The sequence below is a fragment of the Pseudomonas sp. 31 R 17 genome (genome assembly GCF_900004915.1).
Taxonomy (GTDB): Bacteria; Pseudomonadota; Gammaproteobacteria; order Pseudomonadales; family Pseudomonadaceae; genus Aquipseudomonas; species Aquipseudomonas orientalis_A.
This window is the reverse complement of the sequence record NZ_CVTN01000084.1, coordinates 53,547-77,277: the sequence shown is the minus strand read 5'-3', so window position 1 is coordinate 77,277 and position 23,731 is coordinate 53,547. Positions and strand designations below refer to the sequence as shown.

Annotated in this window: 20 protein-coding genes; 8 read left to right on the top strand and 12 right to left on the bottom strand. The window is 61.2% G+C overall.

Annotated elements, in window-relative coordinates:
• Positions 1-1,808 (top strand): peptidase U32 family protein (locus BFP89_RS25060; RefSeq protein ID WP_256097384.1); only part of this gene is annotated, 1,808 nt, incomplete at its 5' end.
• Positions 1,809-1,866: 58 nt separating this feature from the next.
• Here the strand turns inward: BFP89_RS25060 and BFP89_RS25055 are convergent.
• The gene (locus tag BFP89_RS25055; RefSeq protein ID WP_065888136.1) at positions 1,867-2,790 is read right to left on the bottom strand and encodes a DMT family transporter; all 924 of its coding nucleotides are present in this window, start codon (positions 2,788-2,790) and stop codon (positions 1,867-1,869) included.
• A 109-nt stretch (positions 2,791-2,899) separates the two neighbouring features.
• On the opposite strand from BFP89_RS25055, the gene BFP89_RS25050 reads away from it, so the two are divergent.
• Entirely contained in the window at positions 2,900-3,343 is a 444-nt protein-coding gene (locus tag BFP89_RS25050) for an Lrp/AsnC family transcriptional regulator (RefSeq protein WP_065888135.1), read from the top strand.
• Between the two features lie 78 nt (positions 3,344-3,421).
• Here BFP89_RS25050 and BFP89_RS25045 read toward each other — a convergent pair whose 3' ends face one another.
• The 6 genes from BFP89_RS25045 to BFP89_RS25020 all read right to left on the bottom strand — a co-directional run bounded on the left by BFP89_RS25045 (position 3,422) and on the right by BFP89_RS25020 (position 10,959).
• Positions 3,422-4,927, bottom strand: a complete 1,506-nt coding sequence (locus BFP89_RS25045) for a hypothetical protein (protein WP_141689132.1) — start codon at positions 4,925-4,927, stop codon at positions 3,422-3,424.
• Between the two features lie 62 nt (positions 4,928-4,989).
• Entirely contained in the window at positions 4,990-6,450 is a 1,461-nt protein-coding gene (gene xylB / locus BFP89_RS25040; protein ID WP_065888133.1) for a xylulokinase, read from the bottom strand.
• 16 nt (positions 6,451-6,466) lie between these two features.
• On the bottom strand, positions 6,467-7,459 hold the full coding sequence (locus BFP89_RS25035) for a LacI family DNA-binding transcriptional regulator (protein WP_065888132.1): 993 nt from the start codon (positions 7,457-7,459) through the stop codon (positions 6,467-6,469).
• Between the two features lie 25 nt (positions 7,460-7,484).
• Positions 7,485-8,417 (bottom strand): ABC transporter substrate-binding protein, encoded by a 933-nt coding sequence (locus BFP89_RS25030; protein ID WP_065888131.1) that lies wholly within the window; start codon positions 8,415-8,417, stop codon positions 7,485-7,487.
• Between the two features lie 36 nt (positions 8,418-8,453).
• On the bottom strand, positions 8,454-9,434 hold the full coding sequence (locus BFP89_RS25025; protein WP_065888130.1) for an ABC transporter permease subunit: 981 nt from the start codon (positions 9,432-9,434) through the stop codon (positions 8,454-8,456).
• The gene (locus BFP89_RS25020; RefSeq protein WP_065888129.1) at positions 9,427-10,959 is read right to left on the bottom strand and encodes a sugar ABC transporter ATP-binding protein; all 1,533 of its coding nucleotides are present in this window, start codon (positions 10,957-10,959) and stop codon (positions 9,427-9,429) included. The genes BFP89_RS25025 and BFP89_RS25020 overlap by 8 nt, the downstream gene beginning before the upstream one ends.
• 315 nt (positions 10,960-11,274) lie before the next feature.
• On the opposite strand from BFP89_RS25020, the gene BFP89_RS25015 reads away from it, so the two are divergent.
• From BFP89_RS25015 to BFP89_RS25000, 4 genes are all read left to right on the top strand, one after another.
• Complete coding sequence (locus tag BFP89_RS25015) at positions 11,275-12,615, top strand: sensor histidine kinase (protein WP_065888177.1); 1,341 nt, start codon at positions 11,275-11,277, stop codon at positions 12,613-12,615.
• Complete coding sequence (locus BFP89_RS25010; protein ID WP_065888128.1) at positions 12,600-12,983, top strand: response regulator; 384 nt, start codon at positions 12,600-12,602, stop codon at positions 12,981-12,983. The genes BFP89_RS25015 and BFP89_RS25010 overlap by 16 nt, the downstream gene beginning before the upstream one ends.
• Positions 12,984-12,992: 9 nt before the next feature.
• Positions 12,993-14,246 (top strand): EAL domain-containing response regulator, encoded by a 1,254-nt coding sequence (locus BFP89_RS25005; protein WP_065888127.1) that lies wholly within the window; start codon positions 12,993-12,995, stop codon positions 14,244-14,246.
• A gap of 103 nt (positions 14,247-14,349) precedes the next feature.
• Positions 14,350-15,696 carry a cation:proton antiporter gene (locus tag BFP89_RS25000; RefSeq protein ID WP_065888126.1) on the top strand — a complete coding sequence of 449 codons (1,347 nt, stop codon included), beginning with the start codon at positions 14,350-14,352 and terminating at the stop codon, positions 15,694-15,696.
• Positions 15,697-15,717: 21 nt separating this feature from the next.
• Here BFP89_RS25000 and BFP89_RS29500 read toward each other — a convergent pair whose 3' ends face one another.
• The 3 genes from BFP89_RS29500 to BFP89_RS24990 all read right to left on the bottom strand — a co-directional run bounded on the left by BFP89_RS29500 (position 15,718) and on the right by BFP89_RS24990 (position 16,707).
• On the bottom strand, positions 15,718-15,852 hold the full coding sequence (locus BFP89_RS29500) for a hypothetical protein (RefSeq protein ID WP_256095198.1): 135 nt from the start codon (positions 15,850-15,852) through the stop codon (positions 15,718-15,720).
• A gap of 11 nt (positions 15,853-15,863) precedes the next feature.
• The gene (locus BFP89_RS24995; RefSeq protein WP_065888125.1) at positions 15,864-16,076 is read right to left on the bottom strand and encodes a hypothetical protein; all 213 of its coding nucleotides are present in this window, start codon (positions 16,074-16,076) and stop codon (positions 15,864-15,866) included.
• A gap of 85 nt (positions 16,077-16,161) precedes the next feature.
• On the bottom strand, positions 16,162-16,707 hold the full coding sequence (locus tag BFP89_RS24990) for a hypothetical protein (RefSeq protein ID WP_065888176.1): 546 nt from the start codon (positions 16,705-16,707) through the stop codon (positions 16,162-16,164).
• Positions 16,708-17,135: 428 nt separating this feature from the next.
• Between BFP89_RS24990 and BFP89_RS24985 the strand changes: the two genes are divergently transcribed.
• Both BFP89_RS24985 and BFP89_RS24980 read left to right on the top strand, forming a co-directional pair.
• On the top strand, positions 17,136-18,545 hold the full coding sequence (locus tag BFP89_RS24985; RefSeq protein ID WP_065888124.1) for a circularly permuted type 2 ATP-grasp protein: 1,410 nt from the start codon (positions 17,136-17,138) through the stop codon (positions 18,543-18,545).
• A gap of 2 nt (positions 18,546-18,547) precedes the next feature.
• The gene (locus tag BFP89_RS24980) at positions 18,548-19,498 is read left to right on the top strand and encodes an alpha-E domain-containing protein (protein WP_065888123.1); all 951 of its coding nucleotides are present in this window, start codon (positions 18,548-18,550) and stop codon (positions 19,496-19,498) included.
• 169 nt (positions 19,499-19,667) lie between these two features.
• Here BFP89_RS24980 and BFP89_RS24975 read toward each other — a convergent pair whose 3' ends face one another.
• Together BFP89_RS24975 and BFP89_RS24970 are read right to left on the bottom strand one after the other, a co-directional pair.
• Positions 19,668-21,926 carry an ATP-dependent DNA helicase gene (locus BFP89_RS24975; RefSeq protein WP_065888122.1) on the bottom strand — a complete coding sequence of 753 codons (2,259 nt, stop codon included), beginning with the start codon at positions 21,924-21,926 and terminating at the stop codon, positions 19,668-19,670.
• The gene (locus BFP89_RS24970; protein ID WP_065888121.1) at positions 21,923-23,569 is read right to left on the bottom strand and encodes a VRR-NUC domain-containing protein; all 1,647 of its coding nucleotides are present in this window, start codon (positions 23,567-23,569) and stop codon (positions 21,923-21,925) included. Before BFP89_RS24970 ends, BFP89_RS24975 begins: the two co-directional genes overlap by 4 nt.
• Positions 23,570-23,731 lie beyond the last annotated feature (162 nt).

Here is a 23,731-nt window from a genome sequence, read left to right as displayed (position 1 = left end):
CCCGCCGTTACCATGCCCGCGTATTCACCACCCTCAACACTATCCTGCACGACAACGAGCTGGAGCCGGCCCGCAAGCTGATCCACCAACTCTATGACGCCGGTGTGGATGCGCTGATCGTGCAAGACCTGGGCGTGATGGAGCTGGATATTCCGCCCATCGAGCTGCACGCCAGCACCCAGACCGATATTCGCACCCTGGGCCGGGCAAAGTTTCTCGACCAGGCCGGTTTCTCGCAGTTGGTGCTGGCCCGCGAGCTGAACCTGCAAGAGATCCGCGCCATCGCCGATGAGACCGACGCCGCCATCGAGTTCTTCATCCATGGCGCCCTGTGCGTGGCGTTCTCCGGGCAGTGCAATATCTCCCACGCGCAGAACGGCCGCAGCGCCAACCGCGGCGACTGCTCCCAGGCGTGCCGCCTGCCGTACACCTTGAAAGACGATCAGGGCCGCGTCGTCGCCTTTGAAAAACACCTGCTGTCGATGAAGGACAACAACCAGAGCGCCAACCTGCGCGCGCTGGTCGAGGCCGGCGTGCGTTCGTTCAAGATCGAGGGCCGCTACAAGGACATGGGCTATGTGAAGAACATCACCGCCTACTACCGCCAGCGCCTGGACGAAATCCTCGAAGACCGCCCGGACCTGGCTCGCGCTTCCAGCGGGCGTACCGCGCACTTCTTCCTGCCCGATCCGGAAAAAACCTTCCACCGTGGCAGTACCGACTACTTTGTCAGCGACCGCAAGATCGATATCGGTGCCTTCGATACCCCAACCTTCACCGGCCTGCCGGTAGGTGTGGTGGAAAAGGCCGGCAAGCGCGACTTGCAAGTGGTCACCCACGAGCCGCTGTCCAACGGCGACGGTCTGAATGTGCTGGTCAAGCGTGAAGTGGTGGGGTTTCGCGCCAACATCGCAGAGCCCAAGGGCGAATTCGAGGAAGACGGCGAGAAGCGCTACCGCTACCGCGTCGAACCCAACGAAATGCCGGCCGGCCTGCATCAGTTGCGCCCGAACCACCCGCTCAACCGCAACCTGGACCATAACTGGCAACAGGCACTGCTCAAGACCTCGGCCGAGCGCCGTATCGGCCTGTCCTGGGTGGCGCGCCTGCGTGAAGCACAGTTGGACGTCACCGCCACCAGCGAAGAAGGCATCAGCGCCAGCGTCACCCTGCCCGGCCCGTTCGGCGTGGCTAACAAGCCGGAACAGGCCCTGGAGACCCTGCGCGACCTGTTGGGCCAGCTCGGCACCACCGAGTACCACGCCATCCGCATCGAGCTCGACGCGCCGCAGGCGTTCTTCATCCCCAACTCGCAACTCAAGGCGCTGCGCCGTGAAGTGATCGAGGCACTGACCGCCGCTCGCGTGGCCGCACACCCACGTGGCGGGCGCAAGGCCGAGACCTCGCCGCCGCCGGTGTACCCGGATGCGCACCTGTCGTTCCTGGCCAACGTCTACAACCAGAAGGCCCGCGACTTCTACCACCGTCACGGGGTGAAGCTGATCGATGCGGCCTTCGAAGCCCACGAAGAAACCGGCGAAGTGCCGGTGATGATCACCAAGCACTGCCTGCGGTTCTCGTTCAACCTGTGCCCCAAACAGGCCAAGGGTGTGACGGGCGTGAAAACCAAGGTGGCGCCGATGCAGTTGATCCATGGCGACGAGGTACTGACGCTGAAGTTCGACTGCAAACCGTGCGAGATGCACGTGGTCGGCAAGATCAAGGGGCACATCCTCGGATTGCCGCAGCCGGGCAGCGCCGTGGAGCATTTCAACCCGGAAAACATCATCTTTCAGGGCACGCACTGACCCTCTGTAGGAGCGAGCTTGCTCGCGAAGAACGTTAACGATAACGCAGCGCATCGGGTTAACACGCGGCGTCCTTACGTTCTTCGCGAGCAAGCTCGCTCCTACTGAGGTTACGGGGCCACCACCAGCCCCGCTGCAACCCCGCCGCCGCCAGCAGAATCGCCGCCACACCCAGCCATTGCAGCCACCCAAGGCGATGCCCGAACGCGATCCAGTCGACGAAAATCGCCGCAATCGGGTAGATGAACGACAACGCGCCGGTCATTGCGGTCGGCAGCTTCTGTATCGCCCCGTATAACAACACATACATCAACCCCGTATGCACCAGACCCAGGGTCGCCAGCGCCGCCCAGGCATCGGTCGACGCGGGCAAACTGTCCCAGGGCACCAGCGGCGCCAGCAGCACGGCACCGGTGGTCACCTGGATCAACGCCATCAAATGCGGCGGCACCGCCTTGAGCCACTTGATGATCAGCGCGGCGACCGCGTACAAAAAAGCCGCGCCCAGGGCCAGTGCGACGCCTGCCAGATAGTCGCCGCCGCCTGGCTGCGCACCATGGGCCGTGACAATAGCCAACATGCCCAGAAACGCCACGCTCAGCCAGGTGATTTTGCGCAGGGTGATCGGCTCACCGAGAAACACCGCCGCCAGCATCACCAAGATGAACGGTTGCACGTTGTACACCGCCGTACTGATAGCGATGGAAGCGCGCGAGTAGGATTCGAACAGCAGCAACCAGTTGCCCACAATGGCCACGCCACTGAGCACGGCCAGCCCGAACCTGGCCCAACTGAGCAGGTCCAGCCTCAGGTAACCGAGCCAGGCGCACACCAGCAACAACGCCAGCGCACCGATAACGCAGCGCCAGAACACCACCTCGATCACCGATACGCCGGACACCAGCACAAACCAGCCGATGGTGCCGGAAATCAGCATGGCGGCGATCATTTCCCACATTCCGCGACGGACAACGGTATCCATAATTGACGCTCCTCAAGTGAGGCTCAATTATGGCAATCTGGCACATAGCCGCTCCAGCGACTAAAAAAGGCCGAAGCCTTGAATCACCTTCATTTATTAGGCAAAACTCATGATTGATACCATCGACCAGCAACTGATCGCCGCTTTGATGGATGACTCACGCCTGTCCCTCAAGGCCCTGGCCGGCATCACCGGGCTGTCTTCGCCGAGTGTCGGCGAACGCTTGCGCCGCCTGGAGGAACGCGGCGTGCTGACCCACTACACCGTCGACATCGACCCCAAACACTTCGGTTACCTGCTGCAAGCCATCGTGCGCATCCGTCCCCTGCCCGGCAAGTTGCAGGAAGTGGAACGCCAGATCCAGGCGATTCCCGAATTCACTGAATGCGACAAAGTCACCGGCGAAGACTGCTTCATCGCCCGCCTGCATGTGCGCACCATGGATCAGTTGGACAGCCTGTTGGACCGAATCAACGGGTACGCCGAAACCAACACCGCCATCGTCAAGAAAACCCCGGTGAAGCGGCGGTTGCCGCCGTTGACCAATCAATAAGTTCACATATTCAAACAATAAAAACTAAGCTGGGAGCCGATCTTCAGCAGCCTCTTACTTCATCAGTAACCCGCCCCTTTAGCGTTTGATCCGTCGCTTTAGTGAAACAATAACCTGCCAGGTCAAAATGGCGAAAATGATATAAAAAACAAGACTAAGAAATTCCATTCCAGGGTGAAGAAACTGCTTGAAGGGTATTATGCCCGAAGCCATCTTATTAAAAAAATCAGAGATATTTTCTAGGTACGCATTGAATGACGGAAAAAAAGAATAAAGGTAGTTTTCTTTTTGCTTTACCGCGAACCAATTAAAGAGCAGAGCGAAAAGAGCAATTCCGAGCAGAGGTCTTAGATAACTTTGCCCGAAGTTCGACGCCAGCCCGCTAAATAAGTATATCATTTTTTCCGATAGAGTTCCCCACCCATACGAAAGTTCCTGTTGCCTTCTTTTCATCTCGAAAGCAAAAAAAGTATTTGCCTCGATGTGAGCGCCATGACTGTCCAATGCATGCTTAATCAGCCTGAATGTTTCTCGCGGCGTGCCATCAAAACTAACGTACACACGATGAAAATTAGGTTGTTCTATTGTATTTATTTTTTCGAGGTCCAGCCCACTGTAAAATGCGGCCCCACGAAAACTCGCAAACTGCATAAATGTAACGTAAGTGAAATTCGCTGCAAATACAATAGTTTTCCGCCGTTTCAGCTCCAGTTCCGGAATGACCGGACGACCAAACTGGCATTCTTCGAAACCGGCAAAAGTATCAAAAACACTCTTGCGCAAGGTAAAGCTGGATGCGCTTGTTTTATAGAAATCAGATACCTTTTCAAAGTTGCAGTTTACCAATACAGCCTTCTTAATGTAATTTTCCTTCAGCTCAAACTTACCCTTAAACACGCAAGAACTTAGAAGTAAGTGTTGGATCTTTTGCCGATTGACGTAAAAGCCACTATGAAAAATGCAATTTCTTGCTCGTAAATTTGAAAGGGTCGAGGTATTTTGATGATCGCCATCTAAAAAATAGCCTTTTAGCTCGGCGTTCTCCAGTGTCACCCTGCGCTTGAAGTGACAATCCGAGAAAAGCGGATGGCTAATAACCAACCGCTCCTTTTTTTCATGACTTCCGCAGCGCACGTCTCCTAAGAAAATACATCGCTGGTATAAACAATCATCATAGGCTTCGTCTTTTCTCAGGTGCATATTCAAAACCTCATAGCTGTTTTGAAACGCACACATAAAAAAAGAAACTTTCGGATGAGCCAGTGGGATACATTTAGCGCCAAATGTGCACTGTGTAAAGCGGACGCGCCCTAAACAGTCAAAAACGTCAAATAGAGACTCACCTCTACGGCCGCCAGGAAACTTAACATGATGAACATGAAGCTCCCTTGCATTGAGCTTATTGAAGGTATCAACCGTCCCCTTCATTCGACCTTTACGGTCAAGGCTTAGAGCACCCTGAGGTAATTGGAAAAACTCTTCAATAAGGCTGACTAGAGCGTCCTTAAATGCAAGGTATTGAGAAAAGCCCTTGGGTTTTGCAATTGTTAAAATATGATTTGATCGCCCATAATGAGAAGCCATTTATTGAACTCAAAAGACCAATTGTATACATCTAACGTCGAACTGAAAACCAAATTTCGTTTTTAAGCATGTAATCCTTGCGCCGCAGACAATAGCCCTCTGAACCTTAGAAAGCGAAACTCCAAAATTTCCCGTTGTAACGTGTCCGGCACATACCGCACCTTCACCGGCATACCCGCCGCCAGCAGATCAGAGCCCTGCCCGATGGCCATGAATCCCAGCTTCGCCGCCCCGATGCACGCACTCAACTCGCTGCCGTGCAACGTAAAGACTTCCCTTTGCAGAATATTGGCCAGCAATTGCGCCCAATACTCACTGCGCGCCCCTCCGCCTACGAGCGCAAAGGACTTGACCTCGGCACCGGTCGATTGCACTGCGCGCCAGGCGTCGAGCAGGCCGAAACCCACGCCTTCCATTACCGCGTAGCCGAGCATCGCCGGCGTGCAGTCGTGGCCGAGGCCCATGAAGCCGCCGCGCAGCAAGGGGTCGTTATGGGGCGTGCGCTCACCCGCCAGGTACGGCAGGAACAACGGCGTGGACAACGGTACCCCCTGCTCGATGGGCAATTGCGCCTGCACCTGGTCCAACAGCGTTTGCTCATCCGGCAGGCCCGTCAGGCGCGTTACCCAGCGCAGGCAACTGGCACCGGCCAGCATCGCGCCCATGGTGTACCAGCGCTCGGGCAGCGCATGGCAAAAGCTGTGCACCGCACTGGCCGGGTTGCCGGCGGCGTGGTCGGTAATCGCGACAATCGCCGCGCTGGTGCCCAGGGTGATAAAGCCGTCACCGGCATTGATTGCACCGATACCCACCGCCGCGACCGGGTTATCCCCGCCGCCACCGGCGATGACCACCTGCGGCGACAAGCCGAGCCCGACCGCCGTTACACAGGCACTCGCGCTGCCGCCTTCCACCAGCCTGGGCATTTGCGCAGGCGCCAGGCCGGTGGCGCGCAGCATCGGGGAAAACCATTCACGCTGCGCCACATTCAGCCACAGGGTGCCGGCGGCATCCGACATCTCGCTGATGCGCTCGCCACACAGGCGCAGGCGCAGGTAATCCTTGGGCGACAGCACGCAATCAATCGCGTTGAACACCTCGGGTTCATGCTGTTGCAGCCACAGGAGCTTGGGCGCGGTCAACCCGGCCATCGGCAAGCTGCCCGTGACCTCGGCATGCTCGACGCCCAGTTGCTGCGCCTGCACTACCGCACGGGAGTCGTCCCACAGGATCGCCGGATACAACACGCGGTTGTCATCCCCGAGTAAAACCGCGCCGTGCATCTGCCCGGACAGCCCGATACAGGCCACACGGGCAAACGCTGCATGCTGACGCAATTGGTCCAAGGCCTGCAGGCAGGCCTGCCACCAGTCTTCAGGGGCCTGTTCGGACCAACCGCTGTGGCGCCGCGACACAATCAGGCGCACGCCGGCGTGGGCCAGCACGGCACCGCCGGTGTCCATGAGGATGGCCTTGAGTTCAGAGGTGCCAAGATCAATACCGAGGGAAACAGGATCGTTCATACGTGGGTTATTCCAATCAATCACAGCCGCAGGAATTACGTAATTGCAGGGTCGGCGCCAGTCGTACGCTCTGGGGCGGCGAGCCGGGAGAAGCCATGCGTTGCAGCAATAAGTCCACCGCACGTGCGCCGAGGGCCTGCACCGGCTGTGCGATCAGGCTCAGGCGCGGCAGGAAAAAATCCGCCCATTCGAAATCATCGAACCCGACCAGGGCCATTTGCCCTGGCACGTCGATGTGGGCGTCACGCAGGGCCTGCATGGCGCCCAGGGTCATCAGGTTGTTGCCGGCCATGATGGCGGTCGGCGGCGCGGCCAGGCTCAGCAACTGCACGGTGGCCTGGCGTGCCGGCTCGGTGTTGGAGCCGCCGTTGACCAGCAACTGCGGATCGAACCCCAGTCCCGCCGCCTGCAACGCGGCCTGGTAACCCTCCACCCGCTCATCGGTGGTGCTCAACCCCGCTCGCCCGGCGATAAAGCCGATGCGGCGGTGGCCGTGGGCAATCAGATGCTCGATCAACGCCTGGGTGGCCTGGCGGTTCTCCACCCCGACCTGATCGAACTGCTCACTCATCATGCGATCCACCAGCACCGCGGGAATTGCATTGGCGCGCAGATAATCCAGGGCCAGCGAGCCGTTCGACGGCGCCAGCACAATGCCGTCGACCCGTCGCTGATGCAGCGCGGTGACCACCCGCAATTCCTGCTCCGGGTCGTCGTGGGTGTCGACAAACAGCATCATGTAGCCGTGCCTGGCGCACGCGGTTTCAATCGCGTGCACCGTCTCGCTGAAGTAATGGTTGGACAGCGCCGAGATCGCCACGCCAATCGTATTGGTGCTCGACCGCGCCAGTGAACGCGCCAGGGTGTTGGGCGCGTAGCCCAGCGCCTGGATCGCCTGCTGCACCGCCTGCACCGTGGCCGGGCTGACCTTGCGCGTACCGTTGAGCACATGGGACACCGTCGACGTCGACACCCCGGCCCTGCGTGCCACGTCATCCATGGTGACCATGGCGCTATCCCCTCGGGTCAAGACTTCAGTGTTTGCTCGACCAGCCGCTGTAGCTGCCCACGTTGTCGCGGGTGATCAGCTTGGGCGTGAGCAAGGTCACCGCTTGCGCGGGGGCTTTGTCGTTGAGCAGGTCATTGCCCACATCCACGGCGGTCTGGGCCATGGCCCACGGGTCCTGGCTGGCAGAGGCCTGGATCTGGGTGTCGGTCTTCAGCGCGTTTTCGATATCCGGCGCGCCGTCCACCGAGGTGATAACGATGCCGCTGCGCTTGAGTTGCTTGGCCGCCAGGTCGCTGCCAATGGCTTGCGGGTCGTTGATCGCGAACAGCCCGTCGATTTTCGGGAAGCGCGTAAGGTAACCCTGCATCGCGTTCAGGCCGCCTTCACGCGAGCCCTTGGCGTCCTGGTCGTCGGACAGCAGCTTGATATCCGGCGCGGTGGCCAGCGCGGCCTTGCAGCCTTTGACGCGGTCGGTCACGGCGGTCACTTGCGGGCCGTTCTGGATAATCACATTGCCTTTGCCCGAGAGTTTATCCACCAGGTATTGGCAGGCCAGCTTGCCGGCTTCGACGTTGTCGGTCTGCACCGTGGCGTTCACGCCCTTGGCGTCTACATCCACCGCCACCACGACAATCCCGGCATCCCGCGCTTTCTTGATCGCCGAGGCCATGGCGGACGGGTCGACGGCATTGATCAGGATCAGGTCGACCCTGGACGAAATAAAGTTGTCGATCTGCGAAAACTGTTTGCTCAAGTCATAGTCGGCCGACACCGAAGTGACCTTGACGTTGGGGTTCAACGCCTTGGCCCGCGCCGTGGCGCCATCGGCCAGCGTGACGAAATACGGGTTGCCCAGCGAACCCATGCTGATGCCCAGGGCCTTGAGTTCACGGGCTTGCACGGCCTGGGACATCAGGGCAGCCAAGGCAATCAGCGGGAAAATACGTTTGACGTTCATGCGGGTCTCTCTCTTGTGATTGTTGTATGAGCCAACTCAGGTACGCGCGCCGGACTGACGATAGCGATCCAGCGCCACCGCGCCGATGATCACGATGCCCTTGATGATGTACTGCCAGATATCCGACACCCCCAGCAGCACCAGGCCATTGGTGAGCACCGCAATGATCAGCGCGCCGATCAGGGTGCCGCCGATGGTGCCGACGCCGCCGGTAAAGCTGGTGCCACCGAGAATCACGGCGGCAATCGCATCCAGTTCATAGGACTGCCCCAGTTGCAGGCCATTGGCGGCGAACAGGCGCGAGGCGCTCATTACCGCGCCGAGCCCGGCCAACGCGCCGGACATGGCGTAGACGAACAACAGCACCTTCCACACCTTGATCCCCGACAGTCGCGCCGCTTCCGGGTTGCCACCCACCGAATAGATCTGCACGCCCATCACCGTGCGGCGCAGGATGAACCACGACAGCGCCACCACCGCCACGGCAATCACCACCAGCCAGGGCACACCGAGGATCGAGTCATTGCCGATGAAGGCAAACGGCAAGTCGGGGTTGAACACCGTCTTGTCGTCGGCCAAAAGCCTTGCCAGGCCGCGCATGGCGGTGAGTGCACCGAGGGTGACGATGAACGGCGGCAACCGCATGAAGGCGATCAACCCACCGTTGACCAACCCCAGCAACAGGCCAAAGCCAATCCCGGCGGCGATGCCGAACATGCCGAACTGCGGCGACATCGACGCCTGCAACGCCACCACCGCCGACGCCGCCAGGATCGCGCCCACCGACAGGTCGATGCCCGCCGTGAGAATCACGAAGGTCATGCCGGCCGCCAGCACCACATTCACCGAGGCCTGCTGGGTGATGATCGACAGGTTCTGCAGGGTCATGAAATTCTCGCTGGCCAGGGCGAAGCCCACCAGCAGCAACACCAGCACCGGCAACATGCCCACCGTGCGCATCAGCTCACGCACGCGTTCGGCCTTGCCCACGGTTGTTGCGCTATTGAATTCAGCCATTGGCAGCCACCTGATCGCCACCGGTGGCGAGGTCGATAATACGTTCCTGGGAGATGACGTGACCGGAGGCCCCGCCGACTTCAGCCACCAACTGGCCTTCGCGCATGATCAGCACACGGTCGCAGGTGCCGATGATTTCCGGCAGTTCGCTGGAGATCACCACGATGCCGACACCGGCCTGGGCCAATTGATTGATGATGCGGTAAATCTCGGATTTGGAACCGATGTCCACGCCACGGGTGGGCTCATCCAGAATCAGCACATGGGGCTTGACCTCCAGCAGCCGCGCCAGCAACACCTTCTGCTGGTTGCCGCCGGAAAGCGCGCCCACAGTGACCTTGCCCGAGGCCACGCGAATCGACAGCGACTTGATCGCGTCATTGGCGCGCTGTGCGCCATGGGCGCGATCGAGCACGCCACCGGCCCGCGCATCCGGCACGCAGGCGCACACATTGATGTTGTCGGCCACGCTCATGTCCAGGAACAGGCCCTGGGCCTTGCGGTCTTCGGTGAGGTACACCACGCCGGCACCAATGGCGTCCGCCGGGGTGCGCAGCTGGGTCACCGTCTTGCCCACCACTTCCAGGGTGCCGCTGGTGCGCGGGTCGGCGCCGAAGATCAGTCGCGCCAGCTCCGTGCGCCCTGCCCCCACCAGCCCGGCAATGCCCAGCACTTCACCGGCATGCAGATCGAAACTGCAGTGGCGCACGCGCTTGCCATCGGCCATGTCGCGCACGCGCATCACCACGTTGCCGGGGTTATAGGCAGCGTGTTCCTTCTTGTAGAAGCCTGACAGGTCGCGACCCACCATCATTTTCACCAGCACATCGGCCGACAGCGTCGCGCGGGTCAACTCGCCGATATATTGGCCGTCGCGCAGCACCGAGACGCGGTCCGACAGCTCGTAGATTTCGGCCATGCGATGGCTGATGTAGATGATTGCCAGGCCCTGGCTGCGCAGTTGTTTGATCAGCGCGAACAGACGGTCGGTTTCACGGGAGGACAGCGGCGTGGTCGGTTCGTCCATCACCAGGATCCTGGCGTGGGCATGCAGGGCACGGGCGATTTCGACCAACTGGCGCTCGGCAATCGACAGGCTGCTGACCTGGGTGGCACCGGTGAATTCGGCGCCCAGGCGTTGCAGCACCTCAACGCAACCGGCCTGCATGCCCTTGCGGTCGATGGTCCAGCCTCGGCGCAGTTCGCGGCCCAGGTAGATATTCTCGGCCACGCTCAGGTTCGGGCACAGGCTCAGTTCCTGGTAGATCACGGCGATGCCCAGGGCCTTGGCGGTAGCGGGGGTGAAGCTGGCGACGGGTTGGCCGTCGATGCGGATAACGCCTCCGGGATCGGCCTGGTAGGCGCCGGAGAGGATTTTCATCAGCGTGGACTTGCCGGCGCCGTTCTCCCCCATCAAGGCATGAATTTCGCCGGGGTAGACCTTCAGGCCGACACTTTTGAGCACGCGCAAACCGTTGAAGGTTTTGCTGATGCCCTGCATCTCAAGCAAGGGTTCGAGGCTCATGGATGAGCTCCTGGATTTATTGTTTTTGTTGTCGAGTGCTGCCGACTCTAGTTTAGATACATTTGCTTACGCAAGCGCTTGCGTTGCCAATTATCCGCAAGGTGAAACGTTTCATCAGCGAAGAAATACGTAAATCATTGAAATGCGGAGGCTATTGCGTCAAAAGGCCGGCCTCGGCCATCAAAACGCCACAATCTCTGCTATTGTCCAACAAACTCATGTCCTCATCGTCGCGTCCGCGCGGTCTTCTGTGAACATGTTCTGCGCCATCGCCCTGTACCGATGGCAGGCCTGAAGTTCACGGATTACCTGGCAATGGACACCCCCCTACCCGACCCGCCCCAATCACGCGCCGAAAAAATCGTCGAGTTCAAGCGCCAGAAAACCTTGCTCAAGACCGGTGCGCTGCAGGATGCGATCTTCAACAGCGCCTATTTCTCCAGCATCGCCACTGACGAAAAGGGCGTGATCCAGATCTTCAACGTCGGCGCCGAACGCATGCTCGGCTACGCCGCCGCCGATGTGCTCAACCGCATCACCCCCGCCGACATCTCCGACCCGGCCGAACTGATTACCCGCGCCGCCGCTCTGAGCCTGGAGCTCGATACGCCGATCACGCCGGGGTTCGAAGCCCTGGTGTTCAAGGCCTCCCGCGGCATCGAAGACATTTACGAGCTGACCTACATCCGCAAGGACGGCAGTCGCTTGTCGGCCATGGTCTCGGTAACGGCCCTGCGCAATCGGCATGACACGATCATCGGTTACCTGCTGATCGGCACCGACAACACCGCGCGCAAGCAGGAAGAAGCCGAGCGCAAAGGCTTCGAACGCGCCCTGGAAGAAAAGAACCTGGAGTTGGAGCATGCCAACCACATGAAGTCGGAATTTCTCGCCACCATGTCCCATGAACTGCGCACACCGCTGAACGCGGTGATCGGTTTTTCCGAGGCGCTCAAGGACGGGCTGGTGGGCGACATGAGCGAGATCCAGTGCGAATACATCGGCGATATCTTCACCAGCGGCCAGCATCTGCTGGCGTTGATCAACGACATCCTCGACCTGTCCAAGGTCGAGGCCGGGATGATGGACCTCGAACTGGAACCCGTGGAACTGGCCGGCCTGTTGGCCAACAGCCTGTTGATCGTGCGTGAAAAAGCCGCCCTGCAGCGCATCCAGTTGACGCTGGACAATCCGCAGGATTTTGGCTGGCTGCAACTGGACCTGCGCAAGACCAAGCAGATCGTCTACAACCTGCTGGCCAATGCAGTGAAGTTCAGTGAGCACGGCAGCACCGTGACCCTGGTGGTGCGTGAAGTCGGGCGTGACCAGGTCGGCCGGGTCCCCGGCGATTGGCCGGTACAGGGTTTTGCCCTGCCGCCCGGCAGTCACCCGGCATTCCTCGAGCTGAGCGTGAGCGACACCGGTATCGGTATCGCCCCGGATGACATGGGCAAGTTGTTCAAGGCCTTCAGCCAGATCGACAGCAGCCTGGCGCGCAAATTCGAAGGCACCGGCCTGGGCCTGGCGATGGTCAAGCAGTTGACCGAACTGCACGGCGGCAGCGTGGCCGTGGCCAGCCGCGAAGGCCTGGGCGCGCGTTTCGTGGTGTGGCTGCCGCTGCACCGCATTCCGGAGGCCGCATGGCCGATATCCTGATCATCGAAGACAACGAAGCGAATATGCGCCTGGCGCGCCTGCTGCTGGTCAGCGCCGGGCACAACGTGCAGTGGGCGGCGGATGCCGAAAGCGGGCTGACCCTGGCCCGCGTACAACAACCGGCGCTGATCCTGATGGACATCCAGTTGCCAGGCATGGACGGCCTGGCCGCGACCCGCTTGCTCAAGCAAGACCCGCTCACCGCGCACATCCCGGTGATCGCCCTCACTGCCATGGCCATGAAGGAAGATCGGGAAAAAACCCGCCTGGCCGGTTGCGACGCCTACGTCACCAAGCCCCTGCGCTACAAGGAGCTGTACCAGGTGATAGACACCCTGCTGAACCCGACCATCACACCTCCCGCATGAGTTCTCTCCATGGCCAGCTCACCCGCAACCCTGTTGATCGTTGACGATGAACCCCAGGTCCGCAAACTCCTGGAAACCCTGCTGCAGCATGAGGGTTACCAGACCCTGAGCGCGAGCAACGGCGAAGAAGCCTTGCAGTTGGTGGCGCAGCAGCCGCCCGACCTGATCCTGCTGGACATCATGATGCCCGGCATGGACGGCTACGAAGTGGCCACCCAGCTCAAGGGCAACCCCGTCACGGCGAACATCCCGATCATCATGCTGTCGGCCTTGAGCGAATCCAGCGCGCGGGTCAGCGGCCTGGAAACCGGCGCCGAGGAGTTCATCAGCAAGCCGGTCGAACGCGTCGAGCTGTGGCTGCGGGTGCGCAACCTGCTGCGGCTCAAGGCCCATGGCGATGAGCTCAAGCAACACAGCCTGAGGCTGGAGCAGCAATTGCAACAGCGCGGCAGCGATCACGCCCAGATGAACGTGCACGACCTGGCCCGGCAAGACCTGGAGAACGACCTGCGCGAGGCGGTTGAACAACACGCGTTTGCCCTGCACTACCAGCCCAAGGTCGAACTGGCCAACGGCGAAGTCTGCGGCCTGGAAGTCTTGCTGCGCTGGGATCGGCCAGGCTACGGCGCGGTATCGCCGGCGGTGTTCGTGCCGATCCTGGAAAACCTCGGCCTGATCGTGCCCGTGGGGCGCTGCGTGATCGAGAGCGTGTGCCGACAGATCGCCGCCTGGCAATTGAACGGCCTCGGTGCGATTGAAGTGTCGGTCAACGTCTCGGGGCATCAGTTGATCGAGGGCGACCTGATTGCCGACATCGAGCACATCTTGGTCGAAACCGGCGTTGACGCCCACTGGCTGGAGGTGGAACTCACCGAAGGCTCGCTGATGGAAAACACTGAACACACCATCGCCGCCCTGCAACGCCTGCGCGCCATGGGCGTGAAGATCGCCATCGACGATTTCGGCACCGGTTACTCGAGCCTGGCGTACCTGCGTCGCTTCCCCATCGACACGCTGAAGATCGACATCGCGTTTATCCGCGAAGTCACCACCAACCCGCAGGATGCGGCAATCACCCGCACGATCATCGAACTGGCTCACAGCTTGAAGCTGCGCGTCGTGGCCGAAGGGGTGGAAACCCAGGCGCAGTTGGCCTTCCTGAAAGAGGCCGGCTGCGATCAGATCCAGGGCTATCTGTTCAGCCGGCCATTGCCGGTGGAGACGCTGGAGCGCTTGTTGCAGGATCGGATCAAATCAGCGTGAAACCGTCGCCGGCTTGAGTGGCAACGCGCTGCAATCACATTGAACCTGAACCCTGCCGCGGCCCTCAAAACCTGCACAAACCACGGCCCCCGGTGCTCGTTCGATGACATTTATTCTATGGTTGGCCGTACTGGGCGCCGTATTGCTGACCCTCGCCCTCACGTCCTCCTACCTGCGCTGGATGCCGGTGACCACCTCGGCGGTGTGCCTGCTGTTGGGCATCGCCATCGGCCCGCTGGGTGTGGACCTGCTGGACCTGGACATCAAGGGCTCAGCCCGCTGGATGGAGCACCTGACTGAAGTCGCGGTGCTGTTTTCGCTGTTCGTCAGCGGCTTGAAACTGCGCCTGCCGCTCAGGCACCGCACCTGGCGCATCGCCTTTGGCATGGCCGGGCCGGTAATGCTGCTGACCATCTTCGGCGCCTGCCTGGCGCTGCATTACCTGTTCCAGCTGTCGTGGGGCGTGTCGCTGTTGGTGGGCGCGATGCTGGCGCCCACCGACCCGGTACTGGCCGGGCTGGTTCAGGTCAATAATGCCCAGGACTACGACCCGCTGCGTTTCGGCCTGTCCGGCGAAGCCGGCTTGAACGACGGCACCGCCTTTCCCTTCGTGATCTTCGGCCTGCTGTTCATGCAGCATGGCGGTTTCGATGGCGACTGGTTCGGTGGCTGGGTGCTGAAAAACCTGCTGTGGGCAGTCCCGGCCGGGCTGTTGACGGGGTACTGGATGGGGCGTGGCATCGGTCGTTTGACCTTGCGCCTGCGCCTGATCAATGCCGACAGCACCTTGTCACCCAATGACTACCTGACCCTGGCGCTGATCGCCCTGGCCTATGTCAGCGCTGAAGCCATCGGTGGTTATGGCTTCCTGTCGGTATTCGCGGCGGGCCTGGGGCTGCGCCAGGCCGAGTTCAAGTCCACCGGTTACGCCCAGACACCCGCCGAGCATCTGGCGCAGCCGGTGGTGGGTCACCTGGAGATCGAGCCTGAACAGGCCCTGCATGGCGATGTGAGTCAATTGCAGGATACGCAAATCGCGGCCGGCGTAATGATGGGCGACATGCTCGCCTTCGGCAGCCTGGTGGAGCGCTCCATGGAAGTGTTCCTGGTGACCGTGCTGGGCATCGTGCTGGTCAGCCATTGGGATTGGCGCGCGCTGGCGCTGGCCGCGCTGCTGTTTTGCGTGATTCGCCCGCTCAGCGTGTTCGCCATGCCGTGGGGCAGCCTGATGGACCGTCGCCAACGTAGCTTGGTCAGTTGGTTCGGCATTCGCGGAATCGGCAGCATCTACTACCTGTTCTACGCCCTCAACCACGGGCTGATCGGCACCAGCAGCGCCGTGGCGGTGAACCTTACGCTTTCGGTGATTGCGTTGAGCATCATGGTGCATGGCTTGAGCACTCAGCCGATGCTGGTGTGGTACGAACGGCGCACCGCGCAGAAACAGTGAATCCTGGGGCGCGCCGCCGGATCAGTGCTGATCTTCGGTATTGCCGACGTCCGCCGCTTCATCCAGATCGTTGAGCGGCACTTCGGCATCGTCCATCAATGAGCCCGGGTCTTCATTGCCCGGATCGTTGAGTTCTTCGTCCAGTTCTTTTGACATGACTGTCTCCTCTAACCGCCCTGGGTGTCGATATCGGCATCGGTTTCAGGCTTGTGCTCAGGCTCAGGCTTGAAGTCCGGACTGTAGTCGTTTTCCTGGGCATCCGGGTCGCTGGCCGGCGTCGGGTCCTTGGGCGCATCGGCGCCAGTGCCGGGGGCCGGCTTGCCGGCGTCGATCGCTGGATCATTGCGGTCAGTGGTCTGGGGATCGTGATCTGTGGTCATGGCGCACCTCATTGCAGGCTTGCGGGGAATCTGTACCCCGTAAAACTAAGGCGCCGGGTTAACGGGTGAAGTTCCGTCCGATTGCTCAGCGCAATGGGTTGTCGACCTGGATGTAAAAGGCATAGACGCCCAACACCAGCCAGAACCCCATGAACAACCACGGTGCGCGCATGGAGAACAGCAGGGACTTGCGATAGCCCTTGTGGGTGGACTCCATTTCGGAAAACAGCGGCGACTCATCATAGGCCATGCCCATCACCGGCTCACTGCGCAGCAACTCGCTTTGCTTGTAGTGCCAGTGATCGATGATCTCGTACGCGGCGCGGATGCCGGGCCAGGCGTTGAGTGAGCTGAGAATGCCCAGGGCGGCGAGAATCACCGGCACCACCAGGGTGAACAACTTGCCCCACTCCGGGTTCAGATTGCCCATGCCGGAGACGAAGGCAATTACCAGGAATGACTGGGCGGTGAGGTAGGCGTCGGTGCGGTTGGCCAGGATGCTGGTTTCGTACTGGATCTCGCGACGATAGAAGTCGAGACGGTCCTTAGGCGAACCGAAGATCTTGGCGTTGTGCTCGCTGTGGTCAGTCAACGCCGCTTCCGGGGTGTTGGGCGAAATAATTCTGGGCACGATGCGGCTCCATCCGGTTTCAAGGCTCATTAGAAGAAGCGGACCTGGGTGAAGTTCAAGTTCGTCGCGCACCAAATCAGAGCACCCCCCGCCCCCCGTAGGAGCGAGCTTGCTCGCGAGGATCGTCAACGATGAAGCGCCAGTCTGCTTGAACCCATTGCCCGTGCGTTCTTCGCGAGCGAGCTCGCTCCTACAGAGGATTTACCGGTAGTGACTGCCGTTTCCGGCACAGGCCTTGCTTAATCCATTCATCCGCCGGTAAACAGGAGCATTCGTTACCCCCCGACCCAGAGCCGACTCCATAAGAAAGTAAGGACCAGGCCTGTTGGCACCCTTAGCCACAGGCCCATAAGAAAAGCGTTTTTAGCGGCAGTGCCACCCAAGCAAGCTGCCAACCAAGCAAGGCTGGGCACTGACAAGGTACTGGAATGGCTCGATCTTTCTTCGATGAAATGAATGATGCAGACGGCGCCTGCCGTGCGCATTATCAGGATTTCTCCCGCTGGCTGGCCAATACGCCGCCGGAACTGCTGGCCCAGCGTCGCCGTGAAGCGGATTTGCTGTTCCACCGCGCCGGGATCACCTTCACCCTGTACGGCGACGAGCAAGACACCGAGCGCCTGATCCCCTTCGACATCATCCCGCGCAGCATTCCCGCCAGCGAATGGAGCGTGATCGAGCGCGGCTGTATCCAGCGGGTCACCGCGTTGAACATGTTTCTCGCCGATATCTACCATGACCAGCGCATCATCAAGGCCGGCATCATCCCGGCAGACCAGGTGCTGGGCAATGAGGGCTATCAGAAGGCGATGGTCGGGCTGGACCTGCACCGCGACATTTACTCGCACATCTCCGGCGTCGACCTGGTGCGCGACGGCGACGGCACCTACTACGTACTCGAAGACAACCTGCGCACCCCCAGCGGCGTCAGCTACATGCTCGAAGACCGCAAGATGATGATGCGCCTGTTCCCGGAAGTGTTCGCCAGGCAGCGCATCGCGCCGGTGGACCACTACCCCAACCTGCTGCTCAAGACCCTGAAAAGCGCCAGCCGCCTGGACAACCCCAACGTGGTGGTCCTCACCCCAGGGCGCTTCAACAGCGCCTTCTTCGAGCATGCCTTCCTGGCCCGGGAAATGGGCGTGGAGCTGGTGGAAGGCGCCGACCTGTTCGTGCACGACCTCAAGGTATTCATGCGCACCACCGACGGTCCCAAGGCGGTTGATGTGATCTACCGGCGCATCGATGACGCCTTCCTCGACCCGCAGGCGTTCAACCCCGACTCGATGCTCGGCGTGCCCGGCCTGGTCGCCGCCTATTGCGCGGGCAACGTGGTACTGGCCAACGCCATCGGCACCGGCGTGGCCGACGACAAGTCGATCTACCCCTATGTGCCGGCCATGATCCGTTTTTACCTGGATGAAGAACCCATCCTGCAGAACGTCCCGACCTTCCAGTGCCGCAAGCCGGCTGAACTGTCCCATGTGCTGGCCAACCTTGCGCAGCTGGTGGTCAAGGAAACCCAGGGCTCGGGCGGCTACGGCATGCTGGTGGGACCGGCGTCCAGCGCTGCCGAGATCGAGGACTTTCGCCAGCGCATCAAGGCGCGTCCCCATGCCTATATCGCGCAACCGACCCTGAGCCTGTCCACCTGCCCGACCTTCGTCGAAAACGGCATCGCGCCGCGGCATATCGACCTGCGCCCGTTCGTGCTCTCGGGCAAGGAAACCCGCCTGGTGCCCGGCGGCCTGACCCGTGTAGCGCTCAAGGAAGGCTCGCTGATCGTCAACTCGTCGCAAGGCGGCGGAACCAAGGACACCTGGGTGGTGGAGGGCTGAGTATGTTGAGTAGAACCGCCGCAGATCTGTATTGGATGTCCCGCTATCTTGAGCGCGCCGAGAACCTGGCGCGCATGCTGGAAGTCAGTTATTCGCTGTCGTTGATGCCCCAGGCCGGGCGCAGCGATGGGCTCGATGAACTGGCGATGTCGCTGCTCAGCAGCGGCACGTTGGACAGTTACCTTGAGCGTCATCAGCAGCTGGACGCCGGGCGCATGCTGCACTTTTTCGCCCTGGATGAAGAAAACCCGGCCAGTATCTACAACTGCCTGCGCGCTGCCAGAAGCAATGCCCATGCCGTGCGCGGACGCATCACCGCCGACATGTGGGAAAACCTCAACGCCACCTGGCTGGAAATGCGCAGCATCGCCGCCGGCGGCCTGGCGCGGCATGGCATCAGCCATTTCTGTGACTGGGTCAAGCAACGCTCGCACCTGTTTCGCGGCGCAACCTCCGGCACCATCATGCGCAATGACGCCTATCGATTCATTCGCCTGGGCACCTTCGTCGAACGCGCGGACAACACCCTGCGCCTGCTGGATGCGCGCTATGAGATGTTTGGTGAAGAGTCCGAAGAAGTCAGCGACGTGTCGGCACGCGGCTATTACCAGTGGAGCGCCCTGCTGCGCGCGCTGTCCTCGTTCGAAGCCTATACCGAGCTGTACCCGAATGCCTTGAACGCCCGCTCGGTGTCCGAGCTGCTGCTGTTGCGCAGCGACGTGCCGCGCTCACTGCATGCGTGCATCGAGGAACTGAGCCACATCCTCGCCGACCTGCCCGGCAGTTACGGCCGCACAGCACAGCGCCTGGCCGCCGAATTCGAGGCGCGCCTGCGCTACACCGGGATCGATGAGATTCTGGAAGACGGGCTGCACACCCGGCTGACCGACTTCATCGACACCGTGCGCGAACTGGCGCGGGCGATACAAAGCTCCTACCTGGAAGTGGTCTAAGCCCCAACACAGTGCCGCCGTCTGTAGGAGCGAGCTTGCTCGCGAAAAACGTCAACGATAACGCGTGCTTCCTGAATGAACGCGGTGCCGGTGAGTTTTTCGCGAGCAAGCTCGCTCCTACAGCGGGTATCAGGGCAAGCCCTCCCACTTTTGAATGGCGGTGAGTCCCTCAAGTCGTTGGTGCCCACCAACGGGGCAACAACTGCCTCACCCGCGCCTCGCCAAAGCGATCATCGATCAACATCACCACACCGCGGTCGTGTTGACTGCGGATCACCCTCCCCGCTGCCTGCACCACTTTCTGGATACCGGGATACAAATAGGTGTAGTCATAGCCCGCGCCGAAGATCGCGCCCATGCGCGCTTTCATCTGTTCATTCACCGGATTGAGCTGCGGCAGGCCCAGGGTGGCGATGAACGCGCCGATCAGGCGCGCACCGGGCAAGTCGATGCCTTCGCCAAAGGCGCCACCCAGTACCGCAAAACCCACGCCCTGGCTGTGCGGGGTGAACTGGTCCAGAAAGGCCTGGCGTTCAGCTTCGGCCATGCCCCGCGACTGCAGCCACAGCGCAATCTGCGGGTGCCGCTCGGCCAGCAGCTGCGCGACTTGTTGCAGGTAATCGAAGCTGGAGAAAAACGCCAGGTAGTTGCCCGGCTGCGTGGCGAACTGCCGGGCGATCAGTTCCACGATGGGTTCCAGCGACGCCTGGCGGTGCACGAACCGCGTGGAGATGCGGTCGACGATGCTCACCTGCAGTTGCTCGGCCTTGAACGGCGATTCGACGTCGACCCAGGCGGTGTCCGGCGGCAACCCGAGCAAGTCGGCGTAGTAGTGGCGGGGGCTGAGGGTCGCGGAAAACAGCACGCTGCTGCGCGCGGCCGTCAACCTGGGCCGGATGAACTCGGCCGGCACCACGTTGCGCAGGCACAGGGTCGAGCTGCTGCGCTTGGCGCTGAACTGGCGTTTGCTGATATCGAAGATGAAGTGTTCATTGAACAGCTCGGCCACCTTGTTAAATTGCAGCGCCTCGAAGTAAAAGGCCTGCAAGTCGCCACTGAGGGCTTCGGGATGGTCGTTGAAATAGTCGCCCATGGCGCTGGCACACTGGCTCAGGGCCTGGAGCAGCTTGTCGGGTTTGGCCGCGTACGCCTGATACGGCGCCAGTTGGTCCTTGTGCAGCGCATTCCACTCACGGTTCAGGCGCTGCAAGGGCTTTTTCAGCGCCTCGGGGGCGCTGTCGCGCAGCGTCTTGAGGCTGTACTGGTCGAGGCTGGCGCTGTACATCGACCGCGCGCGCTCGACCAGGTTATGCGCCTCGTCGACCAGCACCGCGACGCGCCACTGATTGAGCTGCGCAAGCCCGAAGAGCATGGCGCCGAAGTCGAAATAGTAGTTGTAGTCGGCAACCACCACGTCGGTCCAGCGCGCCATTTCCTGGCTCAGGTAATACGGGCAGACGTCGTGGGCCAGGGCCACCTCCCGCAGGTGACGCTGATCAAGCAGCCGCACCCTGGCTGCCGCTTGGCGGGCGGCGGGCAAGCGATCGTAAAAGCCCCTGGCCAGCGGGCACGAGTCGCCGTGGCAGGCTTTGTCCAGGTGCTCGCAGGCCTTGTCCCGGGCCAACAGCTCCAGCACCTGCAGGGACAGCTCGGGGCTGCTGTCGTACAGGACCTGGGCGGCATCCAGCGCCAGCTTGCGGCCCGGGGTCTTGGCGGTGAGGAACAACACCTTGTCCAACTGCTGCGGCGCCAGGGCCTTGAGCATCGGAAACAGCGTGCCGACGGTCTTGCCGATGCCGGTCGGCGCCTGGGCCATCAGGCAACGGCCGGTGCTCACCGCCTTGTACACCGATTCGGCCAGCGAACGCTGGCCGCTGCGAAACTCGGCATGGGGAAACGCCAGGCCTTGGGCGTCGCGGTTGCGCGCCTCACGGTGTTGCATCTGCTGGTGGGCCCAGTCGAGAAACAGCGCGCATTGCCGGTTGAAGAAGCGCTCAAGGTCGGGCGCGGCAAAGCGCTGCTTGAGCAGGGTCTCGCCCTCGCCGACGATATCGAAATACACCAGCGCCAGCTCGATCTCATCGAGCCCCAGTTTCTGGCACATCAGCCAGCCATAGACCTTGACCTGGGCCCAATGCAATTGCCGATGGTTGGCGGGCTGGGCCTTAAGGTCGCCACGATAGGTCTTTACCTCTTCGAGGCGGTTGCTGTCCGGGTCATAGCCGTCCGCCCTGCCCCGCACCTTGAGTTGCTCGTACTCGCCCTCGAGCGCGACTTCGTTCTGGTAATGCGCGCTGCGCCGCGACGCCACCGTGCGATGGCCGACGATGCCTTCCTGGGCACTGGGCGACGGGGTAAAGCGCAGGTCCAGGTCACCGACCTTGGCGGTAAATTCGCACAACGCGCGCACCGCGACGCTGTAGCTCAAGCGGGCTCTGCCCAGCGCACATAGCAGACCGTGACCGGCATCTGGTACTCGCCGCAGAACTCCAGCCAGCGCAGTTGGTTGTCCTGCAGGCGGTCGCCAGGGCCCTTGACCTCGATCATGCGGTAGGTCTTCTGCGCCGGCCAGAACTGGATCAGGTCGGGCATCCCGGTGCGATTGGCGCGGATATCCAGCAGCAGCCGCTCGAACCAGTAGCGCAAGTGTTCGGCCGGCAGGCACGTCAGGGCCTGCTCCAGCAGCTCTTCGCTGAGCAGGTTCCAGAACACAAAGGGCGATTGAATGCCCCATTTGTCCACGTAGCGCTGGCGAATGGTGATCTTGTAGCGCTCGTCCCGCAGTTGCTCAAAGCACGTGCTGAACAACTCGGTTCGGCGCTGATGAAAGTCCTCACTGTGCAAGTCGGCAGGCCCGCGCTGGAACGGGTGGAAAAACGCGCCCGGCAGCGGCGCGAAGATCACGTCCCAGCACAGCAGGCCGAACAGCGAATTGATCAGGCCGTTTTCCACGTAATGCACCGGCGCGTCCGGCTCGCTCAGGTGGGCCTGCACACAATATTCCACCGACATCAGCGGTTGCGGCGGCGTCAGTGCCAGGTCCAGGCGCGTGACGGCTCGCGGCTTGGCCTTGGGCACTTTGGGCTCACCCAGCTTGCGCCGCAGACGCGGCACTACGCGCAGAAGGTGTTGCTGCTCGGCGGCGCTTTGCGGTGCCTGTTGCGCCGCCACGGCCAACGCCAGGGCCTGTGCATAGGCCTCCTGGCGCTCCAGCACGCGGATCAGCCGCGCACGCGCGCCGGGATAGGCGCAGCCACGATAGATCTGCTCGGCCACGCTCAACTCAGCGCTGCGCTCGCAGTATTGGCCGATCTGGAACAGCAATTTGGCGCGGCGTTTTTCCAGCCAGGGGTTGTCGGTGTGCAGCGTGGCAATGTGCGCCAACACCGTTTCCAGCGCCTGGCCCGCATCAAAAGCCTGCTGGCACTGGTGCAGGAACAAAAAGCCCTCGACGTCGGCGCGGCTGCGCAACCCTCGGGACTCGGCGCAGAACGCGACCTTCTCGTAGGTGTAGATGCCCAGGTCCGCCAGCACGAACTCCGACCAGTCCTGATACAGGTTGCCGAAAAACATCAGGCGCAGGCGGTCGCACAACGGCATCACCGTCAGGCTGTAGAGCACGTCTTGCAGGTCGGGGCACCAAAGGGCAAAGCTGCGGCTTTCATTGAACTGCGCCGCCAATGGCGCCAGCCAGTCGGTTTTGCGGCCCCTGGGGTGCTCGATCCAGGGCTTGAACGCCGCGAGCAGCTCGCCTTTTTGCAGCACGCCGAACAGCTCTTCAAAGCCCAACGGGCATTGGTCCTCGACCCAACCGGACGCCAGCAGTGGTTGCATGGCCGCGTGCGGGCAGCCGATTTCCAGGTAGTTGAGCTTTGCCCCACGAAAATGCACGCCCTTGCGCATGACCATGCGCACCAATAACGCTTGTGACGCCTGGGGCAACCTGTCGAATTGCTGAATGAACTGCAATTCGTCCGGGTCGAGCAGATCGGCATAGCGCTGCTCCAACCACATCAGCACTTGGCGGAAGTTGTGCAGGTAATACAAGGGGTCTTCGAGGGGGTGGCTCATGGCACAACGCGGTCAACTACTGGTTATGCATACAGAGTGACGCTGCAAACGGTTTGTTGCAATCAGTAATAGATAAATGGCGCCTGCAACTTTTTGAAAAAAAGCGATCAGATGAGGGAGCTGATCGCGTAACATTTATGCCTCGCAGCCAGACGTTGCGGG